The 17115-nt window shown below is 67.9% G+C and carries 17 protein-coding genes; 5 read left to right on the top strand and 12 right to left on the bottom strand.

Annotation, left to right across the window (positions count from 1 at the left end):
* Positions 1-17: 17 nt before the first annotated feature.
* On the bottom strand, positions 18-500 hold the full coding sequence (locus tag AC5P76_RS06850) for a DUF421 domain-containing protein (protein ID WP_253119104.1): 483 nt from the start codon (positions 498-500) through the stop codon (positions 18-20).
* Positions 501-826: 326 nt separating this feature from the next.
* A complete protein-coding gene (gene polA, locus AC5P76_RS06845) occupies positions 827-3601 on the bottom strand; it encodes a DNA polymerase I (protein ID WP_253119103.1) in 2775 nt (924 codons plus the stop codon).
* 99 nt (positions 3602-3700) lie between these two features.
* Between polA and AC5P76_RS06840 the strand changes: the two genes are divergently transcribed.
* Positions 3701-3985, top strand: a complete 285-nt coding sequence (locus tag AC5P76_RS06840) for a DUF2782 domain-containing protein (RefSeq protein ID WP_053519930.1) — start codon at positions 3701-3703, stop codon at positions 3983-3985.
* Positions 3986-4106: 121 nt separating this feature from the next.
* Here AC5P76_RS06840 and AC5P76_RS06835 read toward each other — a convergent pair whose 3' ends face one another.
* The 9 genes from AC5P76_RS06835 to AC5P76_RS06795 all read right to left on the bottom strand — a co-directional run bounded on the left by AC5P76_RS06835 (position 4107) and on the right by AC5P76_RS06795 (position 12902).
* On the bottom strand, positions 4107-4553 hold the full coding sequence (locus tag AC5P76_RS06835; RefSeq protein WP_053519931.1) for a universal stress protein: 447 nt from the start codon (positions 4551-4553) through the stop codon (positions 4107-4109).
* A gap of 162 nt (positions 4554-4715) precedes the next feature.
* Positions 4716-5270 (bottom strand): hypothetical protein, encoded by a 555-nt coding sequence (locus AC5P76_RS06830; protein ID WP_049433087.1) that lies wholly within the window; start codon positions 5268-5270, stop codon positions 4716-4718.
* A gap of 125 nt (positions 5271-5395) precedes the next feature.
* Entirely contained in the window at positions 5396-7588 is a 2193-nt protein-coding gene (uvrD, locus tag AC5P76_RS06825) for a DNA helicase II (RefSeq protein WP_053519932.1), read from the bottom strand.
* Positions 7589-7597: 9 nt separating this feature from the next.
* Complete coding sequence (locus AC5P76_RS06820) at positions 7598-9019, bottom strand: FAD/NAD(P)-binding protein (RefSeq protein ID WP_253119101.1); 1422 nt, start codon at positions 9017-9019, stop codon at positions 7598-7600.
* Positions 9020-9088: 69 nt separating this feature from the next.
* Positions 9089-10507, bottom strand: coding sequence for a cardiolipin synthase (gene cls, locus AC5P76_RS06815; protein ID WP_053519935.1), 1419 nt, complete (start codon positions 10505-10507; stop codon positions 9089-9091).
* A gap of 118 nt (positions 10508-10625) precedes the next feature.
* Complete coding sequence (locus tag AC5P76_RS06810) at positions 10626-10874, bottom strand: hypothetical protein (protein ID WP_053519934.1); 249 nt, start codon at positions 10872-10874, stop codon at positions 10626-10628.
* A gap of 477 nt (positions 10875-11351) precedes the next feature.
* Entirely contained in the window at positions 11352-11519 is a 168-nt protein-coding gene (gene rpmG, locus AC5P76_RS06805) for a 50S ribosomal protein L33 (RefSeq protein ID WP_169411268.1), read from the bottom strand.
* 10 nt (positions 11520-11529) lie between these two features.
* Positions 11530-11766 carry a 50S ribosomal protein L28 gene (gene rpmB, locus AC5P76_RS06800; protein ID WP_005411638.1) on the bottom strand — a complete coding sequence of 79 codons (237 nt, stop codon included), beginning with the start codon at positions 11764-11766 and terminating at the stop codon, positions 11530-11532.
* 242 nt (positions 11767-12008) lie between these two features.
* The gene (locus tag AC5P76_RS06795) at positions 12009-12902 is read right to left on the bottom strand and encodes a LysR family transcriptional regulator (protein ID WP_065181416.1); all 894 of its coding nucleotides are present in this window, start codon (positions 12900-12902) and stop codon (positions 12009-12011) included.
* A 107-nt stretch (positions 12903-13009) separates the two neighbouring features.
* Between AC5P76_RS06795 and AC5P76_RS06790 the strand changes: the two genes are divergently transcribed.
* Entirely contained in the window at positions 13010-13399 is a 390-nt protein-coding gene (locus AC5P76_RS06790; protein ID WP_053517723.1) for a RidA family protein, read from the top strand.
* Positions 13400-13433: 34 nt separating this feature from the next.
* Here the strand turns inward: AC5P76_RS06790 and AC5P76_RS06785 are convergent, their stop codons facing one another.
* Positions 13434-14120, bottom strand: coding sequence for a hypothetical protein (locus AC5P76_RS06785; RefSeq protein WP_253119099.1), 687 nt, complete (start codon positions 14118-14120; stop codon positions 13434-13436).
* Positions 14121-14262: 142 nt separating this feature from the next.
* Between AC5P76_RS06785 and AC5P76_RS06780 the strand changes: the two genes are divergently transcribed.
* Genes AC5P76_RS06780 through AC5P76_RS06770 form a run of 3 tightly spaced genes read left to right on the top strand, consistent with a single transcriptional unit; the run spans position 14263 to position 17110 of the window.
* Positions 14263-14598, top strand: coding sequence for a hypothetical protein (locus tag AC5P76_RS06780; RefSeq protein ID WP_053517722.1), 336 nt, complete (start codon positions 14263-14265; stop codon positions 14596-14598).
* A 56-nt stretch (positions 14599-14654) separates the two neighbouring features.
* Positions 14655-15908, top strand: a complete 1254-nt coding sequence (locus AC5P76_RS06775) for a TolC family protein (RefSeq protein ID WP_253119097.1) — start codon at positions 14655-14657, stop codon at positions 15906-15908.
* Positions 15905-17110 carry an efflux RND transporter periplasmic adaptor subunit gene (locus tag AC5P76_RS06770; protein ID WP_111187182.1) on the top strand — a complete coding sequence of 402 codons (1206 nt, stop codon included), beginning with the start codon at positions 15905-15907 and terminating at the stop codon, positions 17108-17110. Before AC5P76_RS06775 ends, AC5P76_RS06770 begins: the two co-directional genes overlap by 4 nt.
* The last annotated feature ends 5 nt before the right edge of the window (positions 17111-17115 follow it).

Below are 17115 nucleotides of genomic sequence, written 5' to 3'. Positions count from 1 at the left end.
CACACATGCCGCCGGCCCTACGCGTCCGTGTGCCGGGCGATGATCGTGATGTGGCCGGTGGTTTCCAGCAGCGCCACCTGCACATCATCGATGCGCAGGCAGCCCTGCTGGCGCATGGCGGCATCGAAATCGGCCCGGCTGATCAGTTCGCGGCGCAGAACATCCCGCAACAGGGTGCCGTCACGGGCGATCACCACCGGTTCCCCCTCGATCAGGCGCTCCAGGCGGCGGTTGCGGGTGGTCACCCAGCCCACGCCGTAGTTGAGCAGGATCAGGGTCGCGGCGAGCAGCAGGCCACCGCCCAGGGACGTGTCCTGGCCCAGCAGCGCGTTCTGCACCGCGTTGCCCAGCAGCACGATCAGCAGCACGTCGAACGGGGTGATCTGCCCCAGCGCGCGCTTGCCGCTGAGGCGCACCAGGCCCAGCACGACGGTGTAGACCACCACCGCGCGCAGGATGAACTCCCACCACGGCATCGCCAGTACGAACAGATCGTGCATTGCGGGCTCCCCTGCTGGGCGGTGGCCCAGCCTAGCAGCCGGCAGCCTGCCGGCGGCGCAAATAAAAAGCCCCGCTGACCAGGGGGAGGTCAACGGGGCCGGGGAACGGGCACTTGGGGAGGAGTCCCCGTTCCGAGATCTGCTCCAGGGGATGGGAGAGATCCACAACAGGCATTGCGCCTGTCGAGAGCTATAGAACCACTCCGAACACTAACGGTTCGTGAAGGGAGCCAATTTAATGAACCGCAATGGGGCGAGTATTCATGGCCGAGTCAGAAACTGTGGCCAGATGAACAAATTCACGTCGTTTCAGGCCCGAAAGCGACTCAGTGTGCCTCGTCCCAGTTGTTACCTACGCCGGTGTCGACCACCAGAGGAACGCGCAACTGTGCCGATTGCGACATGCGCTGCACCACATTTTCCCGCAGCTCCTCGACAAACGCAGTCTCGGTTTCGAACACCAGTTCATCGTGCACCTGCAGGATCATCCGCGCCGGCGCCCCGCTGTCGCGCAGCCAGCGGTCAACATCCACCATCGCGCGCTTGATGATGTCGGCAGCCGTGCCCTGCATCGGCGCGTTGATCGCGGCGCGTTCAGCACCGGCACGCAGGCCCTGGTTGCGTGCATGGATATCGTTCAGATACAGGCGGCGGCCGAACAGCGTTTCCACATAGCCCTGGTCACGGGCCTGCTGGCGCATCCGCTCCATGAAGTCACGCACGCCCGGGTAACGGCTGAAGTACAACGCCACATAATCCTGCGCCTGGCCACGGTCGATGCCCAGGTTGCGGGCCAGGCCGAAGGCGCTCATGCCGTACATCAGGCCGAAATTGATCGCCTTGGCCGCGCGGCGCTCGTTCGGCGTCACCTCGTCCAGGGTGCGGCCGAACACTTCTGCGGCGGTGGCGCGGTGCACGTCGGCGCCCTGCTCGAAGGCGCGCACCAGGCCCGGGTCTTCGGACAGGTGGGCCATGATCCGCAGTTCGATCTGTGAATAGTCGGCGGCCAGCAGCTGGCAGCCTTCCGGTGCGACGAAGGCGCGGCGGATGCGGCGGCCATCTTCGGTGCGGATCGGGATGTTCTGCAGGTTCGGGTCCGAGGAGGACAGGCGGCCGGTGGCAGCGCCGGACTGGTGGTAGCTGGTGTGCACCCTGCCGGTATCCGGGTTGACCATCTCCGGCAGCTTGTCGGTATAGGTGCTGCGCAGCTTGGCCAGGCCACGGTAATCGAGGATCACCCGCGGCAGCTCATGCTGGTCGGCGATCGCCTCCAGCGCCTCTTCATTGGTGCTGGGCTGGCCCTTCGGAGTCTTCACCACCGCCGGCAGCTTCAGCTCGTCGAACAGCACGGCCTGCAGCTGCTTCGGCGAATCCAGGTTGAAACTGCGCCCGGCCAGCTCGGTGGCCTTCTGCTGCGCGGCCAGCATGCGCGAAGACAGGTCCTGGCTCTGCCGGCGCAGCTCGTCGGCATCGATGCGTACACCGTTGGCCTCGATGCTGGCCAGTACCGGCACCAGTGGCATCTCGATGTCGCGGTACACGCTGTCCAGGGCCGGTTCGGCCAGCAGCTGCGGTTGCAGCGCGCGGTGCAGGCGCAGGGTGATGTCGGCGTCCTCGGCCGCATAGCGGCTGGCCTCGTCGATGCCCACCTGCGAGAACGGAATCTGCTTGGCGCCCTTGCCGGCCACGTCCTCGAACTTGATGGTGGTGTAGCCCAGGTAACGCAGGGCCAGCGAATCCATGTCGTGGCGGGTGGCGGTGGAATTGAGCACGAAGCTCTCAAGCATGGTGTCGTCGTGGTAACCCTGCACCTCGACACCGTGGCGCCGCAGCACATGCAGGTCGTACTTGCCGTGCTGGCCCAGCTTCTTCCTTGCCGGATCCTGCAGTACCGGGCGCAACGCGTCCAGCACCTGCTGCAGCGGCAGCTGCGCCGGTGCGCCGGGGTAGTCATGACCCACCGGGATGTAGGCCGCCCTGCCCGGCTCGACCGCCAGGCTGACACCGACCAGGCGCGCGCGCATCGCATCCAGCGCGTCGGTTTCGGTATCGAAGCTGATCAGGTCGGCCTGCTGCAGCCGCTCCACCCAGGCCTGCAGCTGTTCGCTGGTAAGCACGGTCTCGTATTCACCTGGCGCGGCCAGTGCCGGATCCAGCGTGCCCTCGGCCGGTGCCTCCGCACTGCCACGGGCGAAGCCGGCCGCCGTGCCACGCAGGCTCGGTGCCGCCTCGCTGGCCACGGCCGGTGCCGGCAGCGGCGCCCCCAGTTCCTTCAGGGCCTGGGTGAACCCGTAGCGCGTGTACAGCTCGGTCAGCGCCGGCACGTCCTGTTCCCGCAGCGCCAGCGTGGTCGGGGTGGCCTCCAGCGCGACGTCGGTGCGGATCGTCACCAGCTCGCGGTTCAGCGGCAGGCGCTCCAGCGCCGCACGCAGGTTCTCGCCGATCTTGCCCTTCATGGACGGCGCGGCGGCCATCACGCCCTCCAGGTGCTGGTACTCCGCCAGCCACTTGGCGGCGGTCTTCGGCCCGCACTTCTCCACGCCCGGCACGTTGTCGACGCTGTCGCCCATCAGCGCCAGCAGGTCGACGATCTGGTCGGCGCGCACACCGAACTTCTCCATCACCGCCGCGTCCGAATCCATGCGGCTGCCGGTCATGGTGTTGACCAGTTCGATGCCCGGCCGCACCAGCTGGGCGAAGTCCTTGTCGCCGGTGGAAATCGTCACCTTCAGGTCCTGCGCCTGGCCCTGCAGGGCCAGCGTGCCGATCACATCGTCGGCTTCCACGCCCGGAACGCGCAGGATGCTGATGCCCAGCGCTTCGACGATGCGGCACATCGGCTCGACCTGGCTGCGCAGCTCGTCGGGCATCGGGGGACGGTTGGCCTTGTACTGGTCGTACAGGTCATCACGGAAGGTCTTGCCGGGCGCATCGACGACGAACGCGACGTAGGCCGGCCGCTCCTTCAGCGTCGAGCGCAGCATGTTGACCACGCCGAACAGCGCGCCGGTGGGCTCGCCCTGTGCATTGGACAGGGGCGGCAGCGCGTGGAACGCGCGGTACAGGTAACTGGACCCGTCGATCAGGACTAATCTGCTCATGCAGCGATTCTACGCGCCTGTCCCTGCACAGCGGCGACACGGCGCATGCCCGACGATGGGGCATAATCGAATCTCTTTCCAGGCAAAGGACCACCGCCCATGAAGACTCTGATGCTGGCCTCCCTGCTCCTGCTTGCCGGCTGCGCCAGCATGGGTGGCGCCGGGGCGCCCCCGGTCGACGTCAAGGGCGCCGAGGTCTCCAGCCGCACCATGAGCAACGGCGACACCATCGAGGAGTACCGCGTGGCCGGGCAGCTGCGCATGGTCAAGGTGACGCCGTCGCGGGGTGCCCCGTTCTACATGTACGACAAGAACGGCGATGGCCGCATGGACACCGACAAGGACGGCGTCTCGCCGGTGTACTGGAAGCTCTACAGCTGGTGATGTGACAGAGGTCGGATCCCTTTCCGCAGGATCCGACCCCAGCGAGCCCGGCTGCATAAAAGATGACGCCGGCGCGCATCCTGCGGCCGGCGTCGGTGTCCCCTCCCCGGGAACACGTGCCTCAGCGGATGACCAGCACCGGAAGCGTGCTGCGTGCCAGCACCTCGGCGGTCTGGCTGCCCAGCAGCACGCGGGTCACGCCACGACGGCCATGCGAGGTCATCACGATCAGGTCGCTGTTGCGCTCGGCAGCGGTCTCGATGATGCCGTCGGCCGCGTAGCGGTCCAGTACGTGCACCGGGTTGGCGGTAATGCCCTGTTCGGCGGCCTTGGCCAGCGCCGGCTGCAGCACCTTCTGCGCGCCTTCCTCGCGGTCGGCCTTGTACTCGGGGCTGTTCATGTAGCCCACGCTCCATCCCATGGCGTCGTACATGCCGACAGCCCACGGCTCGGAAACGGTGACGATGTCGACCTCTGCATTGAGGTCCTTCGCCAGCTCCAGGCCCTTGGCCAGGCCCTTGTCGGCCAGCTCGGACCCGTCGGTGGCGATCAGGATGCGCGTGTACATGGTGGGGCTCCGTGGCAATCCGCCGGATGGGAACGCCACCATTGCACACCCGATGTGCACGTGGCGCTTTGAGCAGGATCAATCCGGCGCCTGTAGAGCCGAGCCCATGCTCGGCTCCGGATGGATGAGCCGAGCGTGGGCTCGGCTCTACAGGTGGCCCTCTCAGGCGATCTGCACCACGCGTGCGTTCTGGCACAGCGGGTAGCTGGCCACGAACCCGGCGATCGCATCACGCATCGCCTCGAACGACTGGCCGTACATGTACAGCGCGGTCTCGGTCGGGCCCTGCCACCAGCTGCAGATCTCACCCAGGCCATCGATGCGTTCGGACAGCTGTTCGAACACATGGTTGGAATCGCATTGTTCGTAGACCTCGTCCGGCAGGTTCTGGCCATCCAGATAGATGCCCAGGCCTTCGGTGACGCCGAAACCGCGGTCGCCGTCCCCGGCGCCCTGCACCTTCGATCCCTTCGGCGCGCCCAGCTGCTCCAGCAGATCGATCAACTTCGGCACACCTGCCGCGTCATGAAGCGCCACCTCGATGTCGCCGTACTCGACCTCGCCGTCATCGGAGAGGGCGGTCCCGCCGCCGGTGATTTCGCCCACTTCGGCGGCCTGCAGCAGCGCGTCGAGCGGATCCTCGAACAGCTCGTGGCGATGCTCAGGCTGCAGCCTGGCGTTCAAGGTCACGGTGACATGCAGCGTGGGCTCGGTCATGGGGGCATTCCTGGAAGAGATGCCGCCTATTGTAGAGCCGAGCCCATGCTCGGCTGCTTTTCCCACCAGAAGCAGCCGAGCATGGGCTCGGCTCTACAGGTATCCCAGCGACCCCTCGACGGGAATCAGATCACCGTCAGGTTGGCGTAGGCCATCACCAGCCACTTGCTGCCGGCGTCGGCGAACTCGACCTGCACGCGGGCGTGGGCGCCGTTGCCTTCGTAATCGGTCACCATGCCTTCGCCGAACTTGGGATGGCTGACCAGCGCGCCGAGCTTGATCGGCGGCAGCTCGATGGCGGCATGCCCCATCACCCGGCTGCTGCCCAGCGACGCGGGACGCGAGACCTGCACCTTCGGCCGCACTTCATGCAGCAGCCCGCGTGGAATCTCACGCAGGAATCGCGAAGGCAGGCTGTAGTTGTCCTGGCCATGGATGCGGCGTGATTCGGCGTAGCACAGCACCAGCTTCTGCCGCGCCCGGGTGATGCCCACATACGCCAAGCGCCGCTCTTCCTCCAGCCGGCCGCTTTCTTCCAGCGAACGCGCGCTCGGGAACAGGCCATCCTCCATGCCGGCCAGGAACACCAGGGGGAATTCCAGGCCCTTCGCCGAATGCAGGGTCATCAGCTGCACGCCGTCCTCGCCGGCCTGCGCCTGGCCCTCGCCGGCCTCCAGCGCAGCGTAGGCCAGGAACGCCACCAGCTCGTCCATGTCCTCGCCCACTTCCTCGATGTCATCGGCCCGCCGCACGAAGCGCGAGGCGACCGAGACCAGTTCGTCGAGGTTGTCGGTGCGCGATTCGGAGTCGAGCGAATTGCGGCTTTCCTTGCTCCAGTGCTCACGCAGCTGCGAGCGCGAGAGCACGTGGTCCACGCGCTCGGCCAGGGTCATGTCCCGGGTCTGCGCCTGCAGTTCGTTGACCAGCACCAGGAAGCCTGCCAGTGCGTTGCGCGCACGCGCGGCCAGCGCATTGCCCTGGGTGACCAGCATGGTGGCTTCCCACAGCGAAATGCCCTGCGCTCGTGCTTCGCGCCGCACTTCGTCGAGGGTGCGTTCACCGATGCCGCGGGTCGGCGTGTTCACCGCGCGCTCGAAGGCGGCATCGTCGTTGCGGTTGGAGAGCAGGCGCAGGTAGGCCAGCGCGTCCTTGATCTCGGCGCGTTCGAAGAAGCGCATGCCGCCGTACACGCGGTACGGCACCTGCTCGCTCAGCAGGGCTTCTTCCAGCGCACGCGACTGCGCATTGCTGCGGTAGAGCACGGCCACTTCGGTGTAGCTGCCACCATCGCGCACCCACTGGCGGGCACGTTCGACGATGTAGCGGGCCTCGTCCATCTCGTTGTACGCCGCGTACAGGTCGATCGGCTCGCCGTCACCGCTGTCGGTCCACAGCTGCTTGCCGATGCGATCGGGGTTGTGCGCGATCACCGCGTTGGCAGCACCGAGGATGTTGGCCGTGGAGCGGTAGTTCTGTTCCAGGCGGATGGTCTGCGCGCCCGGGAAATCACGCAGGAAGCCCTGCACGTTCTCCACCTTGGCACCGCGCCAGCCGTAGATGGCCTGGTCGTCGTCGCCGACCACGAACACATGACCGGACTCCCCGGCCAGCACGCGCACGAAGGCGTACTGGATGGCATTGGTGTCCTGGAACTCGTCCACCAGGATCTCGCGGAAGCGGGCGCGGTAGTGCGCCAGCAGGCCGGGATTGTCACGCAGCAGCTCATGCGCGCGCAGCAGCAGTTCGGCGAAGTCGACCAGGCCGGCACGGTCGCAGCGCGCCTGGTACTCGATGTAGGCCTGGCGCATGGTTTCCAGCCACGCATCGTGCGGCTCGGGCTGGATGTGCTGCGGGCGGCGGCCTTCATCCTTCTGTTCGTTGATCCACCACGCGATCTGCTTGGGCGGATGCTTGCCGTCGTCGATCTCCAGTGCCTGCACCACGCGCTTGACCAGCCGCAGCTGGTCGTCCGAATCCATCACCTGGAAACCTTCGGGCAGCTTCGCGTCCTGCCAGTGCAGGCGCAGCAGGCGGTTGGCCAGGCCGTGGAAGGTACCGATCCACATGCCACGGCTGCCATGCGGCAGCTGTGCGTCAATGCGGTGGCGCATCTCGCCGGCGGCCTTGTTGGTGAAGGTCACCGCAAAGATGCCATGGGTCGGCACGCCTTCGACTTCATGCAGCCAGGCGATGCGGTGGGTAAGTACGCGGGTCTTGCCGGAACCGGCACCGGCCAGCACCAGGTGGTGGCCGGGGGGAGCGGAGACGGCTTCGCGCTGGGCCGGGTTCAGGCCATCAAGCAGGTGGGAGACATCCATGCCCCCATTTTACGGCATCGCCGTCGCGGCTCCTGCGACCACCTGGGTGGCCAGTGCCTGCGCCTGCTGGCGCAGTTCAGGCACCGCCAGGCTTTCCCACAGGCTGCCGATGCGCAGGCTGCCAAGTACGCCCAGCCGCGCCTGCGGCTGGCCGCCGGCGCTGCGCACGCGGTCGCCGGGCACCGTGCTGTCCAGGCCCAGCCCATGCGGCCCGGGACGGGCCAGACCATCGGCCTGAAGCTGCTGCAGCAACGGATTGCGCAACGCGGTGGCGCGGGTCTCCACACCGGTGGCGTTGATCACACCACCGATCGTCCACTGCTGCGGGTGTCCGGCCGCATCGTGGCCCGACAGCTGCAGCGCATCGCCCTCACGCCAGACCCGATCCAGGCGTGCGCGATGCACGCGCAGCTGACCGCTGGCCTGCAATGCGCGCAACTGTGCATCGACCTCTTCGGCGATGCGATGGCGATGTACATCCCAGTAGCGCACCACATGGCGCAGGAACCGCCGCTGGTCGGCCTCGTCGAGGCTGCACCACAGCGCCTGTCCATGCGGACGGAGGCGGTCCATCACGCCCTGCCAGGGCAGGCCATCCGCCTCGGCCCGGCGCACCTGCCGGCGCAGCGTGCGCAGGCGCTGGCGCAGCGTCATCGGCAGCAGGGGGGCGGGGTCGAAATCCGGCAGGCCCGCGTGCGCATGCGGCAGCGGCAGCAGGCCGTGACGGGAAATCACATGCAGCGGGCCGGTGTGACTGGCCGCGACCAGCGCCAGCACCGTATCAGCCATGCTCAGACCGGAACCGACGATGGCCAGCGCGTGCGCGCCTGCCAACGCGCGCACGCCGTCGTAGTCCCAGGCTTCGACCACGGTGTCGGCAGGCAGTCCATCGGCACCGGCCACCGGCAGCGGACGCATGCTGTTGCCGGTGGCGAGCACCCCCTGCGCGGCATGCCATGTGTGGCCATCGCCCAGCTGCAGGCGGTAACCGGAGTCATCCGGGGTGAGGCCCCGCACCGGCTGCGCGATCACCTGCAGCTGCGCCGGGCTGGCCGCAACCGCCTCCTGCAGACGCTGCTGCAGGTACGCGGCGAAATGATGGCGGCCGACATAACGCTCGCCCAGCACCTTGCGCGTCTCGCCCGGGTAGGCGTTGACGGCCATCAGGTAATCGAGGAAGTCAGCCGGCTGCTCGGCGAACGCACTCATTTTCGCCGCCGGCACATTCAGCAGGTGCTCCGGCCACGGCGTGGCATAGGCGATGCCCTGGGCCAGCTGCGAGGCGGGTTCGAAGATGGCCAGCGCCAGTGGCGACCGGGCCTGGCGCAGCACCTGGATCGCCACCAGCACCCCGGCCGCACCACCACCGATGATCGCCAGGTCCAGTTCGCCATTACACGGTGAATCAGTCATGTGCCGATTGTAGGCCATCGGCCATGACGGGCCGGAGTGCCGCCGCGTGCGCAATGATCGAGACCGCTCGAGCTCCGGCGCACCGGTTCACATCAACGCGTCGGCCAGGCGTGCGATGCCTTCGCGGCTGCGGCGCCAGGCAGGACGCTTGCGCCACTGCTGCAGATCGAGCTGGCGCGACTGGCGCAGGTAATCGTCTTCAATGGCACACAGCTGCGTCACCAGCACGCGGTCGTAGCAGACCAGACCGATCTCGGCATTCAGCGCGAACGAGCGGATATCCATGTTGATCGAGCCGAGCACCGCGATGTCTTCATCCACGCTCATGTGCTTGGCGTGCAGGAACTGCGGCTCGTACAGGGCAATGCGCACGCCACAGCGCAGCAGCTCGTCGTAGTAGGCCTCCTGCGCCCAGGCGGTCAGCCGCTGGTTGTTGCTGGCCGACAGGATCAGCTGCACCTGCACCCCGGACAGCGCGGCGATGCGCAGCGCGCTCAGGGTCGCTTCGTCCGGCACGAAGTACGGGGTGACCATCACCAGCCGCCGGCGGGCCAGATGGATCAGTGCGGCGACGGCATCACGCGCGTTGCTGTACGGATAGGCCGGCCCGCTGGGCAGCAGCTGGGTGGCAACATCGTCGCTGCACTCGGGTACGTCGGCAATGACGTCCAGGCGCTGGCCGGTCTCGATGTACCAGTCGCTGGCGAACACGGCTTCCAGGTGTGCCACCGCCGGGCCGCGCACACGCGCCACCAGCTCGCGGTTGGGATGGCCTGGCACGAACTCCGGCCGTGCCAGGTTCTGAGAACCGATGTAACCCACTTCGTTGTCGATCACCGCAATCTTGCGATGGTTGCGCAGGTCCATGCGGCCGCTGCGGCGCCAGCGCAGCCCGCCGGGCAGCATCGCCCGCACTTCGATATCGCGCGCCTGCAGGCGCTTGCGGTAGGCGCGCAGGCCGCGCTTGGCGCCCACCGCGTCCAGCAGCACCCTGCACTGCACGCCGCGGGCGGCGGCACGCTGCAGCGCCTCGACGATGGCCTCGCCCACCGAATCGTCGAACATCAGGTAGTACAGCAGGTGCACGCGGTCTTCGGCCTGGTCGATGTCGGCGATGAGCGTGTGCAGCGATTCGTCGTAATCGGTGAGCAGATCGACGGCGTTGCCGTGCACCGGCATGAAATCGCCCTGGCGCTGCACCAGCGGCACGATTTCCGCACTGGCCGTATCCGGTTCCGGCTTCCAGCGCAGGCGGCGCTGCAGCGCCTGCTCTTCGCGGATGACCTGCGAGGCCTCGGCCTGGCGGCGGATGCGCTCGCGCGACAGCCACGGGTGGCCGAACAGCAGATACAGCGGCAGGCCCAGCAGCGGCACGAAACCGACCAGCAGCAGCCAGCTGCGGGCCGCGCCCGGCGTGGTGCGGGTCGGAATCCAGCACAGCGCGACCAGCCGGATCAGCCAGTCGATCAGCAGCAGATACGATCCCAGCAACCACTCAACCAGCATCGCGTCGTCCGTCGGCAGGTGATGGGCCATTCTGCCCAGCAGGGTGTGTAGAGTCGAGCTTGCTCGACTGCCTCAGCGCAGCCGGGCACGGGCTCGGCTCTACAAGGGAGGGCGGGCCTCAATGCCGCACCGGCACCTCGCTCAGCTGGCGAACCGATTCGGCGTGGCGGCGGCCGTTGAGCGCCATGCAGGCAATGGCCTGCGCCGCCCGCTCCAGCTGTGCATCCGGCAGCGGCGAGGAGGTACCCTTGCTCAGCGCCAGATGGTGGTCGCACAGCAGCAGCGCCATGCCTTCGATGCCTTCCAGCATGCGCTGCAGGCGCAGCCAGCCCAGTTCCAGGTCCTGCCGGTGTGATGGGGTGTTCATGCACCCTCCTTCAACGGATCTGGCCACCGGTGAAGGTGGCGGACGATGCGTGGTTGCAATACCGGGGAACAAGCAACGGGAACAAACCGGCGGGCACACGGCCCCCACGCACCGCCCGCCAGAAGGCAGAGCGGGTCGCCAGCCGCTGCAAAAGCAGGGGCAGCGGCTGGCGAATTTACCGTTACTCGATTCCTCGGGATTGCAAGCCCGGCCGCTGCAGATGCAGCGGCTTGCCATCATGGACACAGCGAAGCCAGTGATTCCAATTGATTTGGATCGCGCGAACTGCCGGAACCGGTAGGAAGAATCACTTATCGCATTCGGCCCATGATTCCGCGCACTGCGCCATAGGCGACAGCCTGCGCAGGGAGTACGGCAGGGCCGACCAACGGTCGGCACCCACCAGACCAGATGACAGGCATGAAAAAACCCGCCACAAGGGCGGGTTTCTTCGCGGGGACCAGCAATCCGTGCGGATTACTTGATCTTGCCTTCCTTGTACAGGACGTGCTTGCGCACGACCGGATCGTACTTCAGGAATTCCATCTTCCCCGGGGTGTTCTTCTTGTTCTTGTCCGTGGTGTAGAAGTGGCCGGTACCGGCCGAGGAAATCATACGGACCTTATCGCGCTTGCCTGCCATGATGCTTTACTCCTCAGACCTTTTCGCCGCGCGCACGCAGCTCAGCCAGAACGGAATCGATGCCGTTCTTGTCGATGGTGCGCAGTGCATGCGCGGAAACACGAAGCTTGACCCAGCGGTTCTCGCTGGCCACCCAGAAACGGCGCTCGTGCAGATTCGGCAGGAAACGACGACGGGTCTTGTTGTTGGCGTGCGAGACGTTGTTACCCGTCTGCACTCGCTTGCCGGAAACCTGGCATACGCGGGACATTGCGCACCTCGATAGTAGTTGTTGTCAGCCCGTAGCCCGGGAGACGGCGGCCTCGGTGGTTGCCCACCACACGTCAAGAGAATCAAAGGGTTACGCTGGCGTTGGGCGGCCGGGGACGTGCTCCCGGGGGCGCCGCCCGGCACGAAACCGGACACAGCGAGCCGCGCATTATGCATGCAATCAAGGCCTTGCGCAAGTTACCCACAGGAGCGGCCGGGCGTGGGCTCGGCCCTGCGGGTCCATCACCCCAGCGCTTCCACCACCCAGTCGATGAATACCCGCAGGCGCTGGCTCATGTGCCGGTTCGGCGCAAACATGATGTGCATCGGCATCGACGGCAGCTGCCAGGCCTGCAGCAGCGGCAGCAGTTCACCGCGTGCCACGTGCGGCTCGGCCATGTAGCTGGGCAGGGCGACCACGCCCAGCCCGGCCAGGCCGGCGGCGAGGTAGGCATTGCCGTCATCGAAGCCGACCGAATGGCGGCCCTGCACCTGGACGGTCTCATCGCCGCGCCGCGCGGCGAAGACCCGCGCCCGCCCGCTGCGTGGGCTGAGCAGCCCAACCATGTGGTGCTGCGGTCCCTCCAGCGCGCGCGGATGCTCCGGCAGACCAAAGCGCTGCACGTAGTCCGGGCTGGCGTGGAAGCCGATCGGCAGCTCGCCCAGCGGCCGTGCCACCAGGGCCGGGTCGGCCGGGGTGCCGCCACGGATCACGCAGTCGACGTTGTCGGCGATGACGTCGACCTCGCGGTCGCTGACGCCGATGTCCAGCTGGATCTCGGGGTAGCGCGCCTGGAAGTCCGGCAGTGCCGGCACCAGCCGCAGCCGCGCATAGGGCCCGGGCACGTCGATGCGCAGGCGGCCGCGCGGCTGCACGGCGGCATCGCCCAGGCCACCCTCGACCTCTTCCAGCTCGGCCAGCAGGCGGGCAATGCGGGGGTAGTAGGCCGCACCATCGGCGGTGACGCTGACCCGCCGCGTGGTGCGGTTGAGCAGGCGCAGACGCAGGTGCGCTTCCAGCTGCTGCACCAGCTGGGTCACCGTGGTGCGACTGATCTGCAGGGTCGTCGCGGCACGGGTGAAGCTGCCGGTCTCCACCACACGGGCAAAGGCGCGCATGGCCTCGAAGCGGTCCATCGGCGATCCGATTGTTTGGGTTGTGCAATCAATCTAGTCCGATCATCGCGGTATATCCAGACAACAATCGCGAGCAGGATGGCGGTTCTTCCCATCAGGCCCTTCCCATGTCACACCGCGATGTCGTTTTCCCCGTTGGCCGCCAGGCCCTGTATGACCGCAACCGCTACTCTCCGGCGATCCGGTCCAATGGCTTCCTGTTCGTCTCCGGGCAGGTCGGCAGCCGCGAGGATGGCTCGCCCGAACCGGACTTCGAGGCGCAGGTCCGTCGCGCCTTCGACAATCTCAATGCGGTGCTGGCCGCCGCAGGCTGCACGTTCGATGACGTGATCGACGTGACCGTGTTCCTGGTCGATCCGGAGAAGAACTTCGAGAAGGCCTGGGCGATCGTGCCCGAGTACTGGGGAGAGGCGCCCCACCCCACCCTGACCGGTATCGGCGTGACCTGGCTGTACGGCTTCCAGTTCGAGATCAAGGTGATCGCGAAACTGCCGTGAGCGGAACGCCGCCGGCCCGCACCGGCTGCCAGGGCTACTCGGATGCGAACTGCAGCGTGCGGCGCCAGCGCAACGGCTTCGCCTGGCGGGCCGGGTCGGGGCCGAACCGGCTCAACCAGCCTGCAGCAAGCGCACGCTCGCGCAGGCGCTCACCCACGCCCTCGGCATGCTCCACCTCAACGTGGGTCACATTGCCCTCCGCATCCACATCCATCGCCCAGACCAGCGTGCCCACCCACTCGGCCGGCGGAATGGACGCGTCGTAGTTCGGCCTCCCAGCCACGTACGGCTGGTCGTGCCGCAGGTACAGGGGCGACGTCTCGAGCCGGTGGTCCACGCGGATCTGCGCACTGCCACGGCGCCCATCGCCCAGCACGGCGTCGACGGTCCACATCCCTGCGGCACCGGCAGTGCCCAGATTGGCCTCGTAGCATTTCTTGCGGCCACGGTAATCCTCATGGGCCGTGCGCGAGACCCGTCCACCCTTGGCATCGCGGATCTCGATCTGCAGCCCACCCACGTCGGTGTCGTCGAGATCGGCGGCCACGCAGATGCGATGGTCATGCTGTCCATCGGCAATGAACAGCTGCGTCTGCGAGCGCGCCAGCGCATCGGCCGGCGTCGGCGACCACAGGAATTCCACATAGACGTCGTCGGCTGCGCGGGCGGCCGGGATGGCCAGAAGCAGCACCAGGCCTGCGGTGGCAATGCGTGCGTTCATCTTCCTGCCTCGGTGACGGGACTCGATGCGGGGCGGGGGTGGAACAGCGCAATCACCCCCAGCTGAACGGGAGATTCCGACGAATTCCCGAAGTGGCCATTGATATTGTATCCGGCGAAAACCGCTTGCTAGCCTCCCCTCCATGCGCCGGATCGCCCGCCACCTACGCTCGTACCTGCTGATGCTGCTGATGGCAGCATTCGTGGTCGTGCCGGTGGCCGACGCGCTGGCGTGTGCGGTGGAACCGCATGCCAGCGTGGCACATGTGGAGTCGGCGGCCGATGACACCGCAGGCGACAGTGACAGCAAGCACACCGGTGCCTGCACGCATAACCACTGCCACCATTCCACCTCCAGCCTGCCGGCGAACACCTTCGCCGCCTTCGATGCGCCGCTGCCGGCGCGCTGGATGACGGCCGGCGATGCGACGGCCTACGCCGTCGCCCAGGATGAACTGACGCGTCCCCCCCGGGCGTGAGCTGAGCGCGTCCCGCTGCTGCGGGCTCCCGTTTCACTCACAACCGGAATCCCCCTATGTCGATCCTGACACCACGGTCGCCGCGTGCGGCCGGGCTGGTCGTCGCCGTGTTGCTGGGCCTGACCCCGGCGGCATCGGTGATGGCGCAAGCTGCTCCTTCCTACGACACCCTGCTTGAACGACTGGACCAGCTGCCCGGCGCCCGTGTGGGCTCGGCGCTGGCCGAGGCTGCCGACGCCCGCGCCGACCAGGCCCGTGCGCTGCCCAATCCTTCCCTTTCCTGGTCGGCCGAGAACGCGTGGGGCACCGGCTCCTACGGCGGCATGGGCAAGGCCGACAGTGTGCTCAGCCTGTCCCAGCCGCTGGAGGTCTGGGGCCAGCGCGGCGCGCGCGTACGTGCCGCCCGTGCCGAGGCCCAGGCCGCCAATCTGCGTGGCGCGCAAAGCCGCAGTGATGTTGCCGGCCAGCTGGCCGCGGCCTACGCACAGGCAGAGAGCGCATTGCGCCGCTACACCCTGGCCGAAGAGGCGCTGGCCCTGACCCGCGACGATGCCAAGGCCGTCAATGCCATGGTCAGGCAAGGGCGTGAACCGCAACTGCGTGCGGTGCAGGCGCAGAGCGAGGTGGCCAATGCCAGCGCCGCGCTGGACGAGGCGCAGGCCTTCCGCGACGCCGCGCTGGCGCGCCTGGCCGGCGCCGCGCTGCTGGATTCGCCGGTGCAGTCGATCGACAGCAGCCTGCTCGACCGCGCACCTCCGCTGCCACGCGGCGCCACCGATGCCGCACTCGCGGTGCGTATCGCCGAAGCCGAAGCCGATGCGGCCGGCCGGCTGGTGGACGTCGAGCGCAAACGGGCGCTGCCCGACCTGAGCCTGACCGCCGGACAGACCCGCTTCCGCGAAGGCGGCGAACGCGCTTACACGCTCGGCGTCAGCCTGACCGTGCCGTTGTTCGACCGCAACCGGGGCGGCATCCGTGCCGCCAGTGCCGACCAGCGCGCGGCCGAAGCCCGCCTGGACCAGCAACGCCGCGACAGCGAGGCCGGACGGCTGTCGGCCATTGCCGGGCTGAAGGCTGCCAGCAGCCGCACCCGCGCCGCCGATGAAAGCGTGGTGGCGGCCGAGGAAGCCTATCGGCTGGCCCGCGTCGGCTTCGATGCCGGACGCATCTCGCAGCTGGAACTGCGCAGCACGCGCAGCGCGCTCATTGCCGCCCGCGGCACCGCGGTGGATGCACGCCTGTCGCGCGTCGCCGCGGAAATCGATCTTGCCCGCCTCGAGGGGCGCGCACCCTTTATGGAGGCCCCATGACACTGTCCCGTTCCTTTCCCCTGCTTGGCGGCGTCGTGCTGGCCGTTCTCCTCGCCGGCTGCGCCGGCAACGCACAGACACCGGAAACAGCCGATGCCACTGCAGCCAAAGCCGGCAGCGATGACGGCCACGGCCACGCGGCCGACAGCCCGGACGCCAAGGCCGAGGCTACCAAGGCACCGGCCGACGCCGACGAAGGCGTGGTGCAGCTGACGCCGGAACAGATCAAGGCGTCCGGTATCGAAGTGGTGGCCGTCGGACGCGGTGGTGGCGGCTCCACCCGCCTGTCGGGCCGTGTCGAACCATCGGTGGGCGCACGTGCCTCGGTGGCGTCCACCGTGAGCGGTCGCGTCGAACGTGTGCTGGTGGCACCAGGCACAGCGGTGAAGCAGAACCAGGCCCTGGCGATCGTGGTCAGCGGCGAAGCCGCCGTGTTCCGCGCCAACGCTCTGGCCGCATCGGCCGAAGCCGAGGCGGCACGCCTGGCCTACGGCCGCGACAAGGCGCTGGTCGAACAGGGCGTGGTCGCCCGCCAGGAGCTGGAAGCATCGCGCGCCCGTTCGCTGGCCGCACAGGCGCAGGCGACTGCCGCACAGGCGCAGGCCGCGGCCAACGGTGCGCCCGATGCCAGTGGCCGCGTGCGCATCACCAGCCCGGTGACCGGCATCGTCGGCAACGTCCAGGTCACTCCAGGCGGCGTGGTCGCCGCAGGCAGCGCGGTGGCCGATGTCGCCGATCCGGCGATGAACGAACTGGTGTTCACCGCACCGCCTGCGCTGGCCGCGCAGGTCACCCCGGGCATGACGCTGGACGTCACGGTGCCGGGCGGCAGCTTCACCGCCACGGTCACCGGCTCTGCGGCCGACGTGCGCCAGCAGGGCGGCGTGGCGGTCATCCGCGCGACGCCGGTGGAGGCGGCTTTGCCGCCGGCCGGTTCGCCGGTGTCGGCCAGGGTGGTCACCGAAGGCCGGGACGGTGCACTGAGCGTGCCAGCCGATGCCGTGCAGAACGTCGACGGCAGCAGCGCCGTGTTCGTCGCCGTGGAAGGCGGTTTCAAGGCACAGCCGGTGCTGGCCGGCCGTCGTGCCGGTGATCGCATCGAGATCCTCGGTGGACTGAGCGGCAACGAGCGCATCGTCGGCACCAATGCCTTCCTGCTCAAGGCCGAACTGGCCAAGGGCGAAGCCGAGCACGGCCACTGAGGAGG

It is taken from the genome of Stenotrophomonas sp. YJH_SMC_36, from assembly GCF_059369935.1.
This window is presented reverse-complemented; position numbering and strand designations above follow the sequence as displayed.

What these genes read in the sequence shown, in the direction of transcription:
- rpmB (WP_005411638.1), bottom strand. Translation starts at nt 11,766, where the DNA reads ATGTCCCGCGTATGCCAGGTTTCCGGCAAGCGAGTGCAGACGGGTAAC.
- AC5P76_RS06770 (WP_111187182.1), top strand. Translation starts at nt 15,905, where the DNA reads ATGACACTGTCCCGTTCCTTTCCCCTGCTTGGCGGCGTCGTGCTGGCC.
- AC5P76_RS06835 (WP_053519931.1), bottom strand. Translation starts at nt 4,553, where the DNA reads ATGTACACGCGCATCCTGATCGCCACCGACGGGTCCGAGCTGGCCGAC.
- AC5P76_RS06785 (WP_253119099.1), bottom strand. Translation starts at nt 14,120, where the DNA reads ATGAACGCACGCATTGCCACCGCAGGCCTGGTGCTGCTTCTGGCCATC.
- AC5P76_RS06780 (WP_053517722.1), top strand. Translation starts at nt 14,263, where the DNA reads ATGCGCCGGATCGCCCGCCACCTACGCTCGTACCTGCTGATGCTGCTG.
- AC5P76_RS06850 (WP_253119104.1), bottom strand. Translation starts at nt 500, where the DNA reads ATGCACGATCTGTTCGTACTGGCGATGCCGTGGTGGGAGTTCATCCTG.
- AC5P76_RS06810 (WP_053519934.1), bottom strand. Translation starts at nt 10,874, where the DNA reads ATGAACACCCCATCACACCGGCAGGACCTGGAACTGGGCTGGCTGCGC.
- AC5P76_RS06840 (WP_053519930.1), top strand. Translation starts at nt 3,701, where the DNA reads ATGAAGACTCTGATGCTGGCCTCCCTGCTCCTGCTTGCCGGCTGCGCC.
- polA (WP_253119103.1), bottom strand. Translation starts at nt 3,601, where the DNA reads ATGAGCAGATTAGTCCTGATCGACGGGTCCAGTTACCTGTACCGCGCG.
- cls (WP_053519935.1), bottom strand. Translation starts at nt 10,507, where the DNA reads ATGCTGGTTGAGTGGTTGCTGGGATCGTATCTGCTGCTGATCGACTGG.
- AC5P76_RS06830 (WP_049433087.1), bottom strand. Translation starts at nt 5,270, where the DNA reads ATGACCGAGCCCACGCTGCATGTCACCGTGACCTTGAACGCCAGGCTG.
- AC5P76_RS06795 (WP_065181416.1), bottom strand. Translation starts at nt 12,902, where the DNA reads ATGGACCGCTTCGAGGCCATGCGCGCCTTTGCCCGTGTGGTGGAGACC.
- uvrD (WP_053519932.1), bottom strand. Translation starts at nt 7,588, where the DNA reads ATGGATGTCTCCCACCTGCTTGATGGCCTGAACCCGGCCCAGCGCGAA.
- AC5P76_RS06820 (WP_253119101.1), bottom strand. Translation starts at nt 9,019, where the DNA reads ATGGCCTACAATCGGCACATGACTGATTCACCGTGTAATGGCGAACTG.
- AC5P76_RS06790 (WP_053517723.1), top strand. Translation starts at nt 13,010, where the DNA reads ATGTCACACCGCGATGTCGTTTTCCCCGTTGGCCGCCAGGCCCTGTAT.
- AC5P76_RS06775 (WP_253119097.1), top strand. Translation starts at nt 14,655, where the DNA reads ATGTCGATCCTGACACCACGGTCGCCGCGTGCGGCCGGGCTGGTCGTC.